Source organism: Streptomyces sp. NPDC040405 (genome assembly GCF_055595765.1).
In genome coordinates, this window is sequence record NZ_JBVIVI010000003.1 from 72106 (window position 1) to 87843 (window position 15738).

The 15738-nt window shown below is 69.9% G+C and carries 14 protein-coding genes; 11 read left to right on the plus strand and 3 right to left on the minus strand.

Going from position 1 to position 15738, the window contains the following annotated elements; translation table 11 throughout:
- The 8 genes from ACZ59A_RS14385 (at position 1) to ACZ59A_RS14420 (ending at position 7906) form a co-directional block, all read left to right on the plus strand.
- Positions 1–1008 (plus strand): 3-oxoacyl-ACP synthase, encoded by a 1008-nt coding sequence (locus tag ACZ59A_RS14385; RefSeq protein WP_470958038.1) that lies wholly within the window; start codon positions 1–3, stop codon positions 1006–1008.
- Positions 1009–1026: 18 nt separating this feature from the next.
- Positions 1027–1296, plus strand: a complete 270-nt coding sequence (locus ACZ59A_RS14390) for an acyl carrier protein (protein ID WP_470958041.1) — start codon at positions 1027–1029, stop codon at positions 1294–1296.
- Entirely contained in the window at positions 1280–2428 is a 1149-nt protein-coding gene (locus tag ACZ59A_RS14395; protein ID WP_470958044.1) for an acyl-CoA dehydrogenase family protein, read from the plus strand. The genes ACZ59A_RS14390 and ACZ59A_RS14395 overlap by 17 nt, the downstream gene beginning before the upstream one ends.
- Positions 2425–3543, plus strand: coding sequence for an HAD-IIIC family phosphatase (locus tag ACZ59A_RS14400; RefSeq protein WP_470958047.1), 1119 nt, complete (start codon positions 2425–2427; stop codon positions 3541–3543). The genes ACZ59A_RS14395 and ACZ59A_RS14400 overlap by 4 nt, the downstream gene beginning before the upstream one ends.
- The gene (locus ACZ59A_RS14405) at positions 3540–4445 is read left to right on the plus strand and encodes a 3-hydroxyacyl-CoA dehydrogenase family protein (protein ID WP_470958050.1); all 906 of its coding nucleotides are present in this window, start codon (positions 3540–3542) and stop codon (positions 4443–4445) included. Before ACZ59A_RS14400 ends, ACZ59A_RS14405 begins: the two co-directional genes overlap by 4 nt.
- Before the next feature lie 290 nt (positions 4446–4735).
- Positions 4736–5323, plus strand: coding sequence for an ATP-binding cassette domain-containing protein (locus tag ACZ59A_RS14410; protein ID WP_470958053.1), 588 nt, complete (start codon positions 4736–4738; stop codon positions 5321–5323).
- 293 nt (positions 5324–5616) lie between these two features.
- Entirely contained in the window at positions 5617–6381 is a 765-nt protein-coding gene (locus ACZ59A_RS14415) for a winged helix-turn-helix domain-containing protein (RefSeq protein WP_470958056.1), read from the plus strand.
- 496 nt (positions 6382–6877) lie between these two features.
- A complete protein-coding gene (locus ACZ59A_RS14420) occupies positions 6878–7906 on the plus strand; it encodes an isocitrate/isopropylmalate dehydrogenase family protein (RefSeq protein ID WP_470958059.1) in 1029 nt (342 codons plus the stop codon).
- Positions 7907–7972: 66 nt separating this feature from the next.
- Here ACZ59A_RS14420 and ACZ59A_RS14425 read toward each other — a convergent pair whose 3' ends face one another.
- The gene (locus tag ACZ59A_RS14425; protein WP_470958062.1) at positions 7973–8626 is read right to left on the minus strand and encodes a response regulator transcription factor; all 654 of its coding nucleotides are present in this window, start codon (positions 8624–8626) and stop codon (positions 7973–7975) included.
- Complete coding sequence (locus tag ACZ59A_RS14430; protein WP_470958065.1) at positions 8614–9903, minus strand: sensor histidine kinase; 1290 nt, start codon at positions 9901–9903, stop codon at positions 8614–8616. Before ACZ59A_RS14430 ends, ACZ59A_RS14425 begins: the two co-directional genes overlap by 13 nt.
- Positions 9904–10158: 255 nt before the next feature.
- On the opposite strand from ACZ59A_RS14430, the gene ACZ59A_RS14435 reads away from it, so the two are divergent.
- From ACZ59A_RS14435 to ACZ59A_RS14445, 3 genes are read left to right on the plus strand one after another with little or no spacing between them, the layout of a single operon-like run.
- A complete protein-coding gene (locus tag ACZ59A_RS14435) occupies positions 10159–10914 on the plus strand; it encodes an ABC transporter ATP-binding protein (RefSeq protein WP_468048442.1) in 756 nt (251 codons plus the stop codon).
- A 3-nt stretch (positions 10915–10917) separates the two neighbouring features.
- The gene (locus ACZ59A_RS14440; protein WP_470958068.1) at positions 10918–13488 is read left to right on the plus strand and encodes an ABC transporter permease; all 2571 of its coding nucleotides are present in this window, start codon (positions 10918–10920) and stop codon (positions 13486–13488) included.
- Positions 13489–13543: 55 nt separating this feature from the next.
- Entirely contained in the window at positions 13544–15337 is a 1794-nt protein-coding gene (locus tag ACZ59A_RS14445; protein WP_470958071.1) for a carbamoyltransferase family protein, read from the plus strand.
- Here the strand turns inward: ACZ59A_RS14445 and ACZ59A_RS14450 are convergent.
- Entirely contained in the window at positions 15332–15733 is a 402-nt protein-coding gene (locus ACZ59A_RS14450; RefSeq protein ID WP_470958074.1) for a cupin domain-containing protein, read from the minus strand. The two genes, ACZ59A_RS14445 and ACZ59A_RS14450, sit on opposite strands and share 6 nt — an antisense overlap.
- Between the last annotated feature and the right edge of the window lie 5 nt (positions 15734–15738).

Genomic DNA, 15738 nt, shown 5'->3' on the forward strand with positions numbered 1-15738 from the left:
ATGGGGGCACCCCTCGCGATCAGGGCCGCCGCCGGGCACCTTCCGGAACGGCGCGTGGAGACCGTGGACCTCCCCGAACGCGCCACCCTGAGCCGCCCGGAGCGCGAGACCCTCGACGCGCTCGGCATCGAGCGCCTCCGCGTGGACGACGAGCTGAGCGCGCACGACCTCGCCGTCCGGGCGACCCGGGACGTCATGGCGCGGGCCGGGCTCGACGCGGCGGACGTCGACGCGCTGATCGTGGTCGAGTCGCGCGCCCCGCACGAGCTGGTGACCTCCGAGGCGACCCGGCTTCAGGAGGCCCTGGGAGCCCGCAGCGCGCTCACCTTCTCGGTGGGCGGACTCGGCTGCGCCACCCTCACCCCGGCGCTGCTCGCGGCCCGCGGACTGCTGGCCGCCGACGAGGAGCTGACGCACGTCCTGGTGGCGCACGGCAGCAAACCGGCGACCCCCGGCCGCTACCGCCATCCCGTCACGCTCAACGGGGACGGCGGACAGGCGCTCGTGCTGGGCCGCACCGGTCCCGTACGGATCCTCGACGCCGTCCAGGAGACGAACGGCGCCTACTGGGATCTGTTCCACATCGACTACCGGGACCGGCCGGTCGAGGACTGGCGCGAGGAGTGCCGGGACCTCACCGGATACTCCTTCCGGCTGGCCGTGGAGTCGCGCAACCGCCTCAGGGACCTGCTGCGGCGCCTGCTGGACCGCAACGGGATGCGGCAGCGGGACGTCCACGCGTATATCGGGCAGAACCTCTCCGCCGGCGGGCACGCCTTCCTCCGGGACGTGCTGGGGGCGGAGCTGATCCCGGCCTGCCGAGAGAACCTGCGGAACTACGGCCACCTGGGCCCCAACGACGTGCTTCTGAACCTGTATTCGGGGCTGGAAAGCAAAGAAGTCGCCGAGGGCGAGCGAGCGGTGCTCATCAACATGAGCCCCGTGGCGGCGTGGAGCCTGCTGCTCGTGGAGATCGGCGATGACGGAGATCGGATCCACTATCTCTGAAGAGCGGAGAAAAGCGGCATGACAACTGTGACCGAAGAAATCCAAGGATTTCTCACCTCTGTTATCGGCCAGGAGGTAGGACCCGACGAGGACTACTTCGCGACAGGGCTGACGGACTCACTGTTCGCTCTGGAGCTGGTGACCTTTGTCGAACAAGAATTTGAACTGACGGTCGATGCCGACGATCTGAGTCTGGACAACTTCTCGACGGCGTCCCGCATCGCCGCATTCATACGGCGGAAAAACGGGGCCGCGGCCCCGGAGGCGAGCCATGAGACCAGCCGCTAGCTTCGCGGAGTCCGTGCGCGACGGGGCGGCCGGCTGGGACCGCGAGGGAACGATTCCGGCCGACGTACGGCAACGCCTGGCGGACACCGGACTGCTGGGCGCCGACATCCCCGCCCGGCACGGCGGGCTCGGTGGCACCCCCGCCGAACTCGGCGAACTGTGCGCCGAGATCGGCGGCGTGTGCAGCGCCCTGCGCGGGCTGGTCACCGTGCAGGGGATGGTCTCGGCGGCCCTCTCCCGCTGGGGCACCGACCAGCAGCGCGACCACTGGCTGCCGCGCTGGGCCACCGGACGGTCGCTCGCCGGATTCGCCGCCACCGAGGCCGAGGCGGGCACCGATCTCGCCTCCGTGCGCACCCGGATCGAGGAGGACGGCGACCAGCTGCTGATCACCGGCCGCAAGAGATGGGTCACCTTCGGCCGGACCGCCGATGTCCTCCTGGTGCTCGGCACGGCGGCGGGCCGTCCCACCACCGTGCTGGTCGAGGCCGACCGCCCCGGCGTCTCCAGGGAGCCCGTGGAAGGCCAGTTGGGAATGCGGGCCGCGGAGATCGCCCACCTGGACTTCGACCGCGTAACGGTGCCCCGGAGCAACGTCGTGGCCCCCTTCGGCCTCGGGCTCTCGCACGTCGCGGCGACCGCACTGGACCACGGGCGCTTCACGGTCGCGTGGGGCTGCCTCGGGATGGCCGAAACATGTGTGGAGACGGTCGCCCGGCACATCGCGCACCGTACGCAAGGTGGTGTCCGGCTCGCCGAACACCAGCTGGTCCGGTCGAGGCTGGCACGAGCCGCGGTGGAGACCACGGCAGCCCGCGAACTGTGCCTGCGCGCTGCCCGGTTCCGGGAGAGCCGGTCACCGGAGGCCGTGATCGCCACCATCACGGCCAAGTACGTGGCGGCCCGCGCGGCAAGCTCGGTGAGCCACAGCGCGGTCCAGAGCCTCGGCGCGGCGGGCTGCGCCCCGGACAGCGTCGCCGGGCGCTTCTACCGGGACGCCAAGGTCATGGAGATCATCGAAGGCTCCGAGGACGTCGCGGAGCTGCACATCGCCGACCGGCTGCTGCGCCGCCATGGATTCCGCCCCGGCCAGGCCGCCCCCACCCGCGAGCCCAAGGAGACTGCCCCATGACACCGGACCCCACGGCTCCGGACACCACGACTCCAGACACCACCGCGCCACCAGGCCCGGCACCGGTCCCGGCCTCGACGGTGAAGTGCCTGGTGTGGGACCTCGACGACACCCTGTGGGACGGCACGGTGCTGGAAGGCGACCAGCCCGCGCCGTTCCCCGGCGCGGTCGAGACCCTGCGCACCCTGGACGAGCGCGGCATCCTGCACGCGGTGGCCAGCCGCGGCGACCACGACCTCGCCGCCGCGCACCTGGCCGCCCACGGACTGGACGAGTTCTTCACCGTCCTGGAGATCGGCTGGGGAGCCAAGTCCGGGGCGGTGCGCAGGATCGCCGACGCCCTGGGAATCGGCATCGACACGCTCGCCTTCATCGACAACGACCCGCTGGAGCGCGCCGAGGTGGCCGCGGCCCTGCCCATGGTGCGCCGCTACCCGGCGGGGAACGCGCGCACCCTGCCCGAACTGCCGGAATTCCAGGTCCCGTCGGTGACGGAGGAGTCCCGCGAGCGCCGTCTGCTCTACCGCCGTGAGACGCGCCGCCGACAGGCCCAGGAGAGCCACACCGGCCCGCCCGCGCAGTTCCTGGCCTCGCTCGGCCTCGTACTGACGGTGCGCCGGGCGACCGAGGCCGACCTCGTGCGGGCCCGCGAACTGACCGTGCGCACCCATCAGCTCAACACCACCGGCCGCACCTATGACATGGAGGAGCTGCGGAGCCTGTGCGCCTCACCCCGCCACGAGGTGCTGGTCGCCGATCTGACGGACCGGTTCGGCTCGTACGGCACCATCGGACTCGCGCTCACCGAACTGGGCGAGGGGACCAGCATGCTCAAGCTGCTGCTGCTGTCCTGCCGGGTGCTGTCCCGTGGCGTGGGACCCGCCCTGATCGGCCACTTCGTACGCGACTCCCTCGCGGCGGGCCGTCGTCCCACCGCCGAGTTCATCCCCACCGACGTCAACCGCATCATGCTGGTGAACCTCAGATTCAGCGGATTCGAGGTGGTCGAGCGGACCGCCGACGGGATGGTCCTGGGCTACGGGAGCGGCGAGGCCCCGCCCGCCACGGGAAGTCCGGTACGCGTCGTCACCACGGGAAAGGACGTTCTTCGATGAGCGAGATGACCGAGATGACCGAGCCCCAGACCCCGCCCTTCGCCGTCGGCGTAGTGGGCGCGGGAACCATGGGCGTGGGTGTGGCCCAGTGCGCGGCCGAAGCCGGTTACGAGGTGGTGGTCGTGGACGCCGACCCCAAGGCCCTGGCCCTCGGCCCCGGACGGCTCCGCGACGGCCTCCGGCTGACCCGCATGCTGCGCAAGCGGCCCTCGGCCGCCGCTCAGGAGGTGGTGGAGGGGCGGGTGAGCTGGGCGGGCCGGGTGGAAGAACTCCGCGACGCGCGCTTCGTGATCGAGTGCACCCGGGAGAGCATCCCGGTCAAGGAGGACGTCTTCCGGGACCTGGACGCGGTCTGCGCGCCCGATGCCGTCTTCGCGTCCTGCACCTCGGCCATCCCGGTGTCCCACCTGGCCTCCTGTACGAAGCGGCCGGGCCACGTCATCGGCACGCACTTCATGAACCCGGCGCCGCTGAAGGACGCCGTCGAGGTGATCAGGGGCCCGGAGACGGACCCCGGGACCGTGCGCCGCACCCTCGAACTGCTCGCGGCCATGGGGAAGAAGGGAATCGTGGTCGGGGACGCGCCCGGGTTCGTGTCCAACCGGGTGCTGATGGCCACGGTCAACGACGCCGCGGGCGTCGTGGAGGAGGGCACGGCCGACGCGGCCACGGTGGACCAGATCTTCCAGGAGTGCTTCGGACACGCCATGGGCCCGCTGCGCACGGCGGATCTCATCGGCCTCGACACCGTGGTGGACTCCCTGCACGTCCTCCTCGAATGCACCGGCGACGCCCGTTTCGAACCCTGTGAGCTGCTGGTCGGCCTGACCGCCCAGGGCCACTTGGGACGCAAGACCGGCCGTGGCTTCCATGTCTACCCGCACGGAGCGGCGAGCCGCTGACGGCCCGGCGCCGAGAGAGCCCCCCGCTCGCCCCGGCGGGTACGGCTGTCTGCACCCGCGCCGGGGTGCCTGCACCATGTTCAGAATCCTCGAAAGACAGTAGATTCTCCTCGTCAGCCGCTTCTTTTCCGGGGGTCTCTGAAGCATGCCGCTCTACTGGTTAAGGTGCATAGATGGCGGGGCACGTGGAATACCCGGACCCTGTCGGCCGACCGGACATGGCATTTGCTCTTGACGATGTGTCCACGATAAACGTTCAGGGCGGGGCGGGGGGCGGAGTTCTTCGGAATGTGACGCTGGGCGTCCGCCCGGGCCGCTTCGTCGCGGTAATGGGGCCGCCCCGGTCCGGGAAATCCGCATTGCTGGGCGTCATCGCGGGAAAGGTGAAACCGGCCGCCGGAAGCGTGAGCTGGGGAACCGGAGAAAAACCGAGAGCGGCCTTTGTGGCACCGGTGGAAGATTTGCCCCGGCAGGGCCGGGTCCGGGATGTCGTGGAACAACGCGGGGCGGAAGTCGATGCGTCGGTGCTGTCGCGGGTGTACCACGGCGCGGGGCTGTGGTGGAGCCGGCGGAGGCGGGTGGCCGCCCTGTCGTCGGCGGCGCGCCAGCGGTTGGCGGTGGCGCGGGAGGCCGCCACCACGCCCGCGCTCCTGCTGGCCGCCGCCCCGGGAAGGGATGTGAATGCGTTGTCCGCCGGGTTACGCGGAATTGTAGATTCCTGTCGGCTGACCGCGGTAATGGTCACCGATGATCCGGCCGCGGCGGCCCGCGCGGACAGTGTGGTCTTCTTGCGCCGGGGAGAGATCGTCGACATGGCCGCAGGCTCCGATCCCGGCTTGATCCACGCTTGCCTGACGCGAATTAACCGCCTTGCTTAGGCCGCTTCCCGGGCATGACGGGCAATCGCTCCTCTTTTGGTCCCCCATTAATGACCTCCCGGTTGCCGGGCGGAGTCGGCCTGGCGAAGGAGATCGCCGGTGGGTCGAAGGCCGTGGTAGCGTCGCGGGCGGTAAACGCTTGTGCGGCAGCAGGTCGTCGTCGAGGTGGGGGTATGCGGCGCATCAGTTTTACGCACGAAAGTCTCGCGAGGACGCGAATGTCGGCGAGTCCAGAGAAACTCGTCGAAGCCCTTTTCGCTCTGGACCTGCTGTGTACAGGCAGGGGCGGGGCCGTGTTCGACGGGTGGCGAAAGAAGGCCCTCACGGTGCCGCGTGCGCGCGAACTGGTTGCGTTAGCCCAGACGATACGTCCCTTTCCGGACATCTATCGTCTTGTGCGCCAGACAGCGGATTCCGTCACCGATCCCGCGGGCGCCGAGGGCAGACCCCAAGTGGTCAAGGACCTGGGGGCGTTCTACCGGTTGGCCATCGCCCCGTACTGGAAGCGCATCGCCGGACGGCTGGAGGTCGACCGCGCGGCCCGCGGGCAACTCCTGCTCAGCGGCGGGGTCGACAGGCTGATGAGCACGCTCCACCCCTCCCTCCACTGGGAGTCGCCGGTGCTCGAGGTGCCGGGGAACGGCGCGGACGTGCTGCTCGAGAAGGACGGACTGCTGCTCGTACCCGCCCTGTTCCTCCACTCCAGACAGCCCGTCCTGTTCGCCGACAAGGAGGACGCGGACCGGCCGATGCTGGCCTATCCGATACCGGTGAAGCAGACGTGGGCCGCCCCGCTGTGGGACGTCGGTGAAAGCAACGAGCATGCGCTGGGCGCACTGCTGGGGCGGACGAGAGCGGCGGTGCTCCGAGCCCTGACCGACAGCTGCACCACGACGGAACTCGGGGAAAGAGTGGGAATCTCCGCGGCGGCCGCCAGTCAACACACCGGTGTGCTGCGAAAGGCGGGGCTGATCACCACGATACGCACGTTCAACAAGGTCCAGCACTCGCTGACGCCGCTGGGAAGTGCCTTACTCTATCACGATTTGGCCGCCTGAATGGGCCTCCGTGAATTCTGACCGGAGCTGACCGAATTGTGGACGCGCGGAGGGGGACAACCCCTCCGCGCGTCCGTGTGTCCGGCAAGGCTCAGACGGTGAGAGCCACGTTGATGCAGACGCCCACCGCGATGATGACCAGCAGTATCCACGGCCATAAGGGGCGTTCGTCGCCGGGCTTCCATCCCGAGGTCTGTGACATGGCTGAGTCCCGTGCGGTACGAGGTGAGTGTCAGGCGCGGCTGCGCCGACTCCCGGGACTCTACGCAGAGTTGGGGCCCGGCACAGGAGAGTGATCTCCAGTTCCGAGGTGCAGAAAACTGCATCTTTCCGGTCGGCCGGACTGCCCCGGTAACCCCCGCACCCACGGAGTCCACGTGCCCCACCTGCCCTATTTGCCGCCTCCTTAAAGACATGGTGGACGCCCGGCGGGGCGGGCAGGCTGAGCGCAGCGAGCCGGTACCGAGGATCACGATCGAACCTGAGGACGGGGACTGTGCAGAACATCGTTGTGATACCTGGGGACGGCATCGGCCCCGAAGTGACCGAGGAAGCCGTCAAGGTCCTCCAAGAGCTGGGCATCGGCCTGGAGTTCACCTTCATGGAGGACATCAACGGCGGCCGCTTCCTGGAGAGCGGCGTGGCCATGACCGACGACGAACTCGAACGGATCCGCGCCGCCGGGACCGTGCTGTTCGGCGCCGTGGGGGACCCGCGGGTCACCTCGACGGAGTACGCCCGCGGCGTGCTGCTGCGCATGCGCACCGAGCTGGATCTGTTCGTCAACTACCGGCCCGCGGTCCTGCTCGACGAGCGGCTCAGCCCGCTCCGTACCGAGTCCAAGCGCGGCATCGACTGTGCCGTCGTGCGCGAGAACACCGAGGGCCTCTACTCCGGCATCGGCGGCACACTGCGCGCGGGCACCCCGGACGAGGTCGCCATCGACCAGGACGTGAGCACCTTCCTGGGAGTCTCCCGGGTGATCGAGTACGCCTACTCCATCGCCCGCCGTTCGGTGTGCATGGTGGACAAGTCCAACGCCGTGCGCTCCGGCGGCCGGCTCTGGCAGCGCTGCTGGCGAGAGGCGAGCGCCCGCCACCCCGACATGGAGTCGACCCATCTGTACGTGGACGCCGCCGCGATGCGGCTGGTCACCGACGCCCCGTCCTTCGACGTGATCGTCACCAACAACTCCTACGGCGACATCCTCAGCGATCTGACCGCCGAACTGGCGGGCGGCCTGGGCACGGCGGCGTCGGCGAACATCAACCCGGTGACCGGGGCGGGGCTGTACGAGCCGGTGCACGGCAGCGCTCCGGACATCGTCGGCAAGGGACTGGCCAACCCCGCGGGCGCGGTGCTGAGCGCCGCGCTGATGCTGCGCGACCGGGGGTTCACCGCCGAGGCCGACGCGCTGCGCGAGGCCGTGCGCAGCACGCTGGCCGACTACCGGTGCACGCCCGACCTCGGTGGCACGCTCAGCACCCAGGAGGCCGGTGCGGCCATCCGGGCCGCCGTGAGCTGAACGCAGCGACCGGCACACGAACCGGTGTCGAGGGGTGTGACCGGGAACGCCCGGCACACCCCTCGTTCACGCGTTGCTGGCGTTGAGGTACGTGAGCACCGCGCGCACCCGTCGGTGGCCGCCGTCGGTGGTGGGCAGGCCGAGCTTGCTGAAGATGTTCCCGATGTGCTTGTTCACCGAGGTCTCGGCGATGAACAGAAGTTCTCCGATGGCGGTGTTGCCATGCCCCTCGGCCATCAGCGACAGCACCTCGCGCTCCCGCGCGCTGAGCGCGGCCAGCGGGTCGTTGCGGGTCCTGCGGACCATGAGCTGCGAGATCGCCTCGGGGTCCATCGCCACCCCGCCGTCCGCCACCCGGTCCAGCGCCTGAAGGAACTCCTCGATGCGGCCGACCCGGTCCTTCAGGAGATACCCCACCCCGGAGGCGCCCTGGGCGAGCAGCTTGGACGCGTACGCCTGCTCGACGTACTGCGACAGCACCAGCACCGGCAGGCCGGGGATCTCTGCCCGGGCGGCCATCGCGGCGCGCAGCCCCTCGTCCCGGAAGGTCGGCGGCAGCCGGACGTCCAGCACGGCGATGTCCGGGCGGTGCTCCAGCAGCGTGGGCAGCAGGCTGTCGCCGTCGGCCACCATCGCGCAGATCTCATGCCCGGCGTTGGTCAGCAGAAGTGAGATTCCCTCCCTCAGCAGGGTGTTGTCCTCGGCGATCACGATCCGCACGGCAGCTCCACTCGAAGGGTGGTCGGCCCCTTGTCGGGGCTGGTCAGCTCGGTGGTCCCATCGAAGGCCGCGACGCGGCGCCTGATGCCCCGGATCCCGCTTCCGGCGTCCTCCGACACCCCGCCCCGGCCGTTGTCCCACACCGTGATCAGGATGCTGTTCCCCACGGTGTGCAACCGGACCTGGGCCTGGGTGGCGCCGCTGTGTTTGGCGACATTCGTCAGGGCCTCGGAGATCACGAAGTACGCGGCGGACTCGACGGCGACCGGGGCGCGGCCGTCCGCCGCGGCCATGTCGACGTCCAGCTCGGTGGGCACCTGGCAGGCGGCGACGAGCGACCGCACCGCTTCGGCCAGCCCGTGGTCGACGAGGATCGGCGGGTAGATGGCGCGCACGGCCTGCCGCAGCTGGGTGAGGGCCTGCTCGGCCAGCTCATGGGTGCGGTCGATCATTTCCGGCAGCTGCTCCGGGCGCTGGGCCACGGCCATTTTGATCAGGCCCAGCCGCAGCGAGATGCTCACCAGACCGGCCTGTGCGCCGTCGTGCAGATCGCGCTCGATGCGCCGCAGCTCCGCGGCGTGGGCGTCGAGGGCCTCGGCGCGTGTTGCCGTCAGCTCCTCGATCCGCCGCGCGAGCGTCACCTTCCGGCGCCGTGCCTTGAGCATGAACCGGGTCATCCGCGCGTGGGAGCGTGCCAGCGTCGGCACGATGAACGCGGCCAGCGCGGCGTAGGCCAGGCCGACGATCACCGCTCCCAGCGAATCCGCCCAGGAGTTGATCTCCCAGAAGAGGAACTGGGCCTTCGGCACCAGGACCCACCACAGCGGAGTGGTCATCCAGCTCACCGCTCCCACGCACAGACTGAGCGTCAGAGCGCAGGTGAAGAGGCCGAAGAGCGCGTGCAGCGGCAGCCAGAGGAGATCGGCGTAGGTGGCCCGGTCGGTCAGCATGGTGTGCGCCCGGATCAGCACACCGCCCTTGGGCGTGCGGTAGTCCGACCGGATCTCGCCGCCCAGCACCGTTCCCGCCCGGTGGCGATGGGCGTCGGCACTGCGGCGTAATCGCATCAGGGAGGCGGGTAACAGCAGCAGGCCCGGGCCCAGCAGGCTCAGCGCGAAGACGAAGACCAGCGCGTAGAGACCGAACAGGCAGACCAGCGCGGTACCGCCGCTGACCAGCACGTACGGCACGGACGTGAGGAACCGGCTGACGAATGCCTGCCAGGTCATCATCCGAACGGAGCCCACGTAGATCGTTCTGTGGGAATCCACAGTCATCCCCGCCCCGCCCCCTCCGCATAGGTCGAGCGCACTTTATCACCGGAAATTCGCTCACCGCCGGGTCTCGGCGAGCGACCGGGGGAGGGGCAGCAAGCTGCACCTTTTATCTACCAGTGCACGCCGTGTCGCCGGGCGCCGCGCGCCTCTAGCGTGAGTGCGGACAACGGAAAACTCTTCTTCAAGGGGGATGCGGCGGTGGCTCAACGTGGGGGTGCCGGCCGGGCAGTCGGCGGCGGGACTCAGGACGCGACCATGGGGATCGGCGAGCCGGGACCCGAAAGCCGCTGGGCCGTCCAGCTGCAGGGCGTCAGCAAGACATACGGCCGGGGCGCGGGGCAGGTCTCGGCCCTGCGCGACCTGACCATCGATTTCGACCGGGGCAGCTTCACCGCCGTCATGGGCCCCTCCGGCGCGGGCAAGAGCACCTTCCTGCACTGCGCGGCGGGCCTCGACCGGCCCAGCTCCGGCGCGGTGTATCTGGGCGGCACGGACCTGGCGAGGCTGAACGAGGCCGAACTGACGATGCTCCGCCGGGAACGGGTCGGGTTCATCTTTCAGGCGTACAACCTGCTGGCCTCGTTGACGGTGGCGGAGAACATCACCCTGCCCATGATGCTCGCCGAGCGGTCGCCGGAACCCGCCTGGTTCGAGCAGGTCGTGCACCAGGTCGGGCTGGCCGACCGCATGGGCCACCGGCCCTCCCAGCTATCCGGCGGCCAGCAGCAGCGGGTCGCCATCGCCAGGGCCCTGATCACCCGTCCGGAGGTCATCTTCGCCGACGAACCGACTGGAGCCCTGGACACCCGCACCGGTCGGCAGGTCCTCCAGCTCCTGCGCCACGTCGTGGACACCACCGGGCACACGGTGGTGATGGTCACGCACGACCCCGTCGCGGCCTCCCACGCACACCGGGTGGTCTTCCTCGCCGACGGCCGCTTCGCCGAGGTGATGGAGTCCCCGACACCCGAACGAGTGGCGGAGCGCATGACCCGCCTCGGGGAGTGGTGACCGGTGATCTTCCGACTCGTGCGCATGACGCTCCGGGAGCGCAAGGCGGGGCTCGTCGGCGCCTTCGTCGCGCTGGTCGGCGCGTCCGCCCTGGTCACCGCGTTCGGCATCCTTCTCCAGTCGGGCATCGGATCCGGCGTGCCGACCCAGCGCTACGCGGGAGCCGCCGTCGTCGTCAGCGGCAAACAGACCTTCAAGGTCCATGACGGCAAGACCAAGGAGAAGCCGCTGGCCGAACCGGCCGCCCTGGACCGCGACTTGGTCGGCAAGATCGCCCGGGTGCCGGGCGTCCGCGAGGCCGTCGGCGACGTCAGCTTCCCCGCCCAGGTGGTGAACGGGTCCGGCGACCTGGTCGAGGCCGACAACGGGCGGCCGTCCACCGGGCACGGCTGGGCGAGCGCGGCCCTGGGCCCCTTCGAACTGACGGACGGACGGGCGCCGCGGCGGTCCGGTGAGGTCGTGCTCGACGCGCACCTCGCCGACCGGGCGGACCTCTCTCCCGGCGACCGGGTGAAGCTGGCGACCACCGAGGCCGCCGCCACGTTCAAGGTCACGGGCGTCGCCACCCTCAAGTCCTCGGACGAAGAGCTGCGCTCCGCTCCCGTCTTCTTCACCGAGTCCGACGCGGCGCGGCTGTCCGGCGACCCCGGCCGGGTGCGGGCGGTCGGCGTCGTCGCCGCGCCGGGAACCGACGCGGGGGAGCTCGCGGGCCGGATCAAGGACAAGCTGGACGGCCAGGACATCAACACCCGCACCGGCTCGGACCGCAGCCAGGTGGAGAACCCCGATGTGGCCACCGCCCGCAGCGACCTCCAGGAAATGGCCGGCTCGCTCGGCGCCGTCGTCATCCTCATCGCGATGATCGTGGTGTCCAGCACCCTCGCGCTCAGCGTGCACCAGCGCCGCCGGGAGCTGGCGCTGCTGCGCGCCGTCGCCGCCACTCCCCGGCAGATCTACAAGATGATGGCCGCCGAGGCGTTACTCGTCTCGTCGGTGGCGTCGGTGCTCGGCTGCTTCCCCGGAATCCTGGTCGCCCAGCTGATGCGGGCGGCGCTGACCACCATCGGCATGGTGCCCGAGGACTTCTCGTTCTCCTACGGGCCGATCCCCATGCTGGTCGCCGTGTTCGCCGGAATCGTCGCCGCCGAGGTGGCGGCCCTCGGGGTCGCCCGGAAGGCGGTGGCCATCCGCCCGGTGGAGGCGATGGGCGAGGCGGCCATGGACCAGCCGAAGCTGGGCCGGGGCCGGGTGTTCCTCGGTGTGCTGCTGTTCCTGCTCGGTGTCGCCGCCTCCCTGCTGCCGCTGTTCTTCGGCAGCATCTTCGCCGTGGCCGGAGCGGGCTCCGGCGGCCTGGTGATGGTGATCGCGGTGCTGCTCCTGAGCCCCCCGGTGGTGGCCCTCTCGACCCGGCTGCTGGCCCGGCCGGTCCGCAAGCGCACCGGCCCGCACGGCTGGCTCGCGGTGGCCAACACCCGGGCCAACGCCCGTCGGCTGGCGGCCGGTATCGGCCCGCTGACGCTCGCGATCGGATTCGCGATGGTGCAGCTGGTCATCCCCACCACGACCGCCGAGGCCGCCCAGGACCAGGCGGAGCAGGGCATCGTGGCCGACTTCACCCTCAACGGCCAAGCGGGCGGTGTCCCCATGCCCGCGGTCGAGGACGCGGCCCGGGTGCCCGGCGTGGCCGCGGCCACGGGCGTCATGCGGGTGGAGCTGTCCGCCTCGCGCGCGGTGCTGGACTCGCCGGAAATCTTCGAGTACCAGGCCCAGGGGGTCACTTCCCGGGGGCTGGAGAAGAACATGGACCTGGAGGTGACCGACGGCAGCGTGAACCGACTGCGCAAGGGGACCGTGGCCCTCAGCAGCGGCGCCGCCAGCACTCTGGGTGTGGGCGTGGGGGAGCGGGCCCGGCTGCATCTGCCCGACGGCGTCGAGGCCAAACCGGTCGTGGTGGCGGTCTACAAACGGGGCCTGGGCTTCGGCGACGTCACCCTGCCGCAGCAGACCGTTCTCGACCACAGCAATAAGCGTCTGGACGACACCGTCTTCGTCAAGGCGGCGCCCGGTGCCGACAAGGACAAGGTCAAGGCGGGGCTCGAGGACCTCGGCAAGCGCTACCCCGGGACCGATGTCCTCGACGAGTCGGGTCTGTCGGCCGCTCAGGAGAGCCAGGCGTCCTCCAGCGTGCTCACCAGCGCCCTGCCGCTGGCCCTGGTCTTCGGATACCTGGCCATCTCGGTGGCCAACACGCTGGTGATGGCGACCCTGGGCCGCATCCGGGAGTTCGCCCTGCTCCGGCTGGTGGGCGCCCCCGCCCGGCAGGTGATGCGCATGATGAAGGTGGAGACGGTCATCGTGGTGATCACCGCGGTGGTCATCGGCAGCGTGGTGCCCCTGCTTCCGCTGGTCACCGTCAGCCTCGGACTGACCGGATCGCCCCTGCCGTACATTCCCCCGCTGCTGTACCTGGGGATCGTCGCGGCGACGGCCGCGATCGGCGCGCTGGCGATCCTGCTGCCCACCCGATGGGCGCTGCGCACGGCTCCGGTGCACGCCATCGGTCTGCGGGAGTAGGCCGAGTAGCCTGTTCTTCCTGTTGCCGCTGTCGTGCTGGGGAGGCTGAACGCCAGTGATCGTTCTCGGTTACAACGGATTCACCACGGGTGCGGAATTATTCGGTCGGCTCTACGGGGCCACGGGGGTCGGCCGTAACCTTTTGGTGGGTCATGACGCCGCGGCGGCCCTGACGATCGACGGCGAAGTGGTGGCCGCCGTCGAGGAGGAGCGGCTGAGCCGGGTCAAGAAGACCTCGGATTTCCCGGCGAACGCCATCACTTGGTGTCTGGACTCGGCTGGTGTCGACCTCGGCCAGGTGGATGTCTTCGCGTTTCCCTGGCGCTTTTCGCCGACCGTGGCCGAGGAAATGATTTCCGCGATATGCGGCACCGGCATACCGGTCGCGGCGAAGTTCGACTCGCTGCGGCGCCTCGGCGAGCTGTACACCGGCATGCTCAGCCCCGAGGCGATCTACCAGGACTTCGTCCGGCGCACCGGCTACGAGCTGGACCCCAACAAGCTCGTGCTGGTGCCCCACCACCTGGCCCACCTCATGTGCGGCGCCTACCTGGCCGGTGGGGGCGACGCCGCCTTCCTGGTGAGCGACGGCCGGGCGGAGACCCTGTCCTCGGTCATGGGCGAGCTGCGGAACGGCGTGGTGCGCCTCTTCGACGACAGCACCGTCGACATGACCAGCTCGCTCGGCGTGGCCTACGGAAGGATCACCCGCTATCTGGGGTTCGTCCCCAACAACGACGAGTACAAGGTGATGGGGCTCGCCGCCTACGGCCCGTCGCCCCAGCACAACCCCCTGCTGGAGCGCGTCGTGCGGCTGCACGAGAACGGTTCGTACACCCTCGCCATCCCCGCGGACATCCCGGCCTACTACGCGCTGTTCGACAGCGTCTTCGGCGGTGACAGCGAGAAGCGCGAGGAGTTCGACTTCCGGGTCAAGGTCGCCGGACTGGCGCAGCACATGGTCGAGGCCGTCACCGCGCATCAGCTACGGACGCTGACCGCCGCCTCCGATCTGGACACCCTGCTCTTCGAGGGCGGCCTGGCGCTCAACTGCGTGGCCAACACGAAGATGCTGGAGAGGTCGCCGTTCACCGGCATGGAGGTCAGCTTCGGCGCCAGCGACCCGGGCGTCGCCATCGGTGCCGCCGTGTACGCCGCCGGGCTCAGGAACCGGCCCGGCGACGCGGTCACCACCCCCTACCTCGGGCCCTCGTACGACGAGCGGCACGTCCTGGACGCGCTGGCGGAGTACGCGGACCGCGTCGAGTGGCAGGAGGAGCCCGACGCCGCCTCGGTCGCGGACCGGACGGCGGAGCTGCTGGCCGGGAAGAACGTGGTGGGCTGGTTCCAGGGCCGCGCCGAGTTCGGGCCGCGTGCCCTGGGGAACCGCAGCATCCTCGCCAACCCGTCCTTCCCCGACATCAAGGACCTCATCAACCTCCGGGTGAAACACCGGGAGCCCTTCCGCCCGTTCGCGCCGGTCGTGCTGGCGTCCGAGGCGCCACGGGTCTTCGAGATGGGCAAGAAGACCTCGTCCCCCTATATGACCTTCGTCTTCCCGGTGCGGAAGGAGTACCGGGAGCGGATCCCCGGCGCCTGCCACGTCGACGGCACGGCGCGCGTCCAGACGGTCGACGAGCGGCAGAACCCCGCCCTCGCCGGACTGCTGCGCGCCTTCACCGCGCGTACGGACGTGCCCTGCCTGCTCAACACCTCGTTCAACGTGGCCGGTGAGCCCATCGTCTGCTCGCCGCGGGACGCGCTGGAGTGCTTCCTCGCCACCGAGATCGACTACCTGGTCGTCGACCGGTTCGTGGTCACCAAGAAGGGCGCCGGGCAACCCTCATAGGGTCTCGACGGTCAGGAACGACAGCACATCATCGCCGATATTCTTCAGGTCGTGCAGGTGATATCGCTCCGAGGCGCAGGGAAAAGAACGGGTCTGGCCTCGGACGAACGATATCTCCCGCGTACTTCCGTCGCTGTTGTGCTGTCGGGCCCGGCCGTCGGTGAGGGCTATCCAGAGGTAATCCCGCACATGCCGATGGACGGGAAGCCGTTCTCCCGGTGACAGCCGGGTTTCCCAGATACGTGCCGTATCGCTCTCCTTCAGCAGCGACTGCCCCACGCGGTCGCTCGTGGCGTTGGTGTCGAATTCCTCCTTCAGCGGGGGGCTCCAGCGGGCGAATCCCTCGGCGACGACGGTGGCGGCCAGGGGGTCATCGGGGTGCGAATCCTTAACCACGAACC

What these genes read in the sequence shown, in the direction of transcription:
- ACZ59A_RS14405 (WP_470958050.1), top strand. Translation starts at nt 3,540, where the DNA reads ATGAGCGAGATGACCGAGATGACCGAGCCCCAGACCCCGCCCTTCGCC.
- ACZ59A_RS14435 (WP_468048442.1), top strand. Translation starts at nt 10,159, where the DNA reads ATGGGGATCGGCGAGCCGGGACCCGAAAGCCGCTGGGCCGTCCAGCTG.
- ACZ59A_RS14400 (WP_470958047.1), top strand. Translation starts at nt 2,425, where the DNA reads ATGACACCGGACCCCACGGCTCCGGACACCACGACTCCAGACACCACC.
- ACZ59A_RS14430 (WP_470958065.1), bottom strand. Translation starts at nt 9,903, where the DNA reads ATGACTGTGGATTCCCACAGAACGATCTACGTGGGCTCCGTTCGGATG.
- ACZ59A_RS14390 (WP_470958041.1), top strand. Translation starts at nt 1,027, where the DNA reads ATGACAACTGTGACCGAAGAAATCCAAGGATTTCTCACCTCTGTTATC.
- ACZ59A_RS14385 (WP_470958038.1), top strand. Translation starts at nt 1, where the DNA reads ATGGGGGCACCCCTCGCGATCAGGGCCGCCGCCGGGCACCTTCCGGAA.
- ACZ59A_RS14395 (WP_470958044.1), top strand. Translation starts at nt 1,280, where the DNA reads ATGAGACCAGCCGCTAGCTTCGCGGAGTCCGTGCGCGACGGGGCGGCC.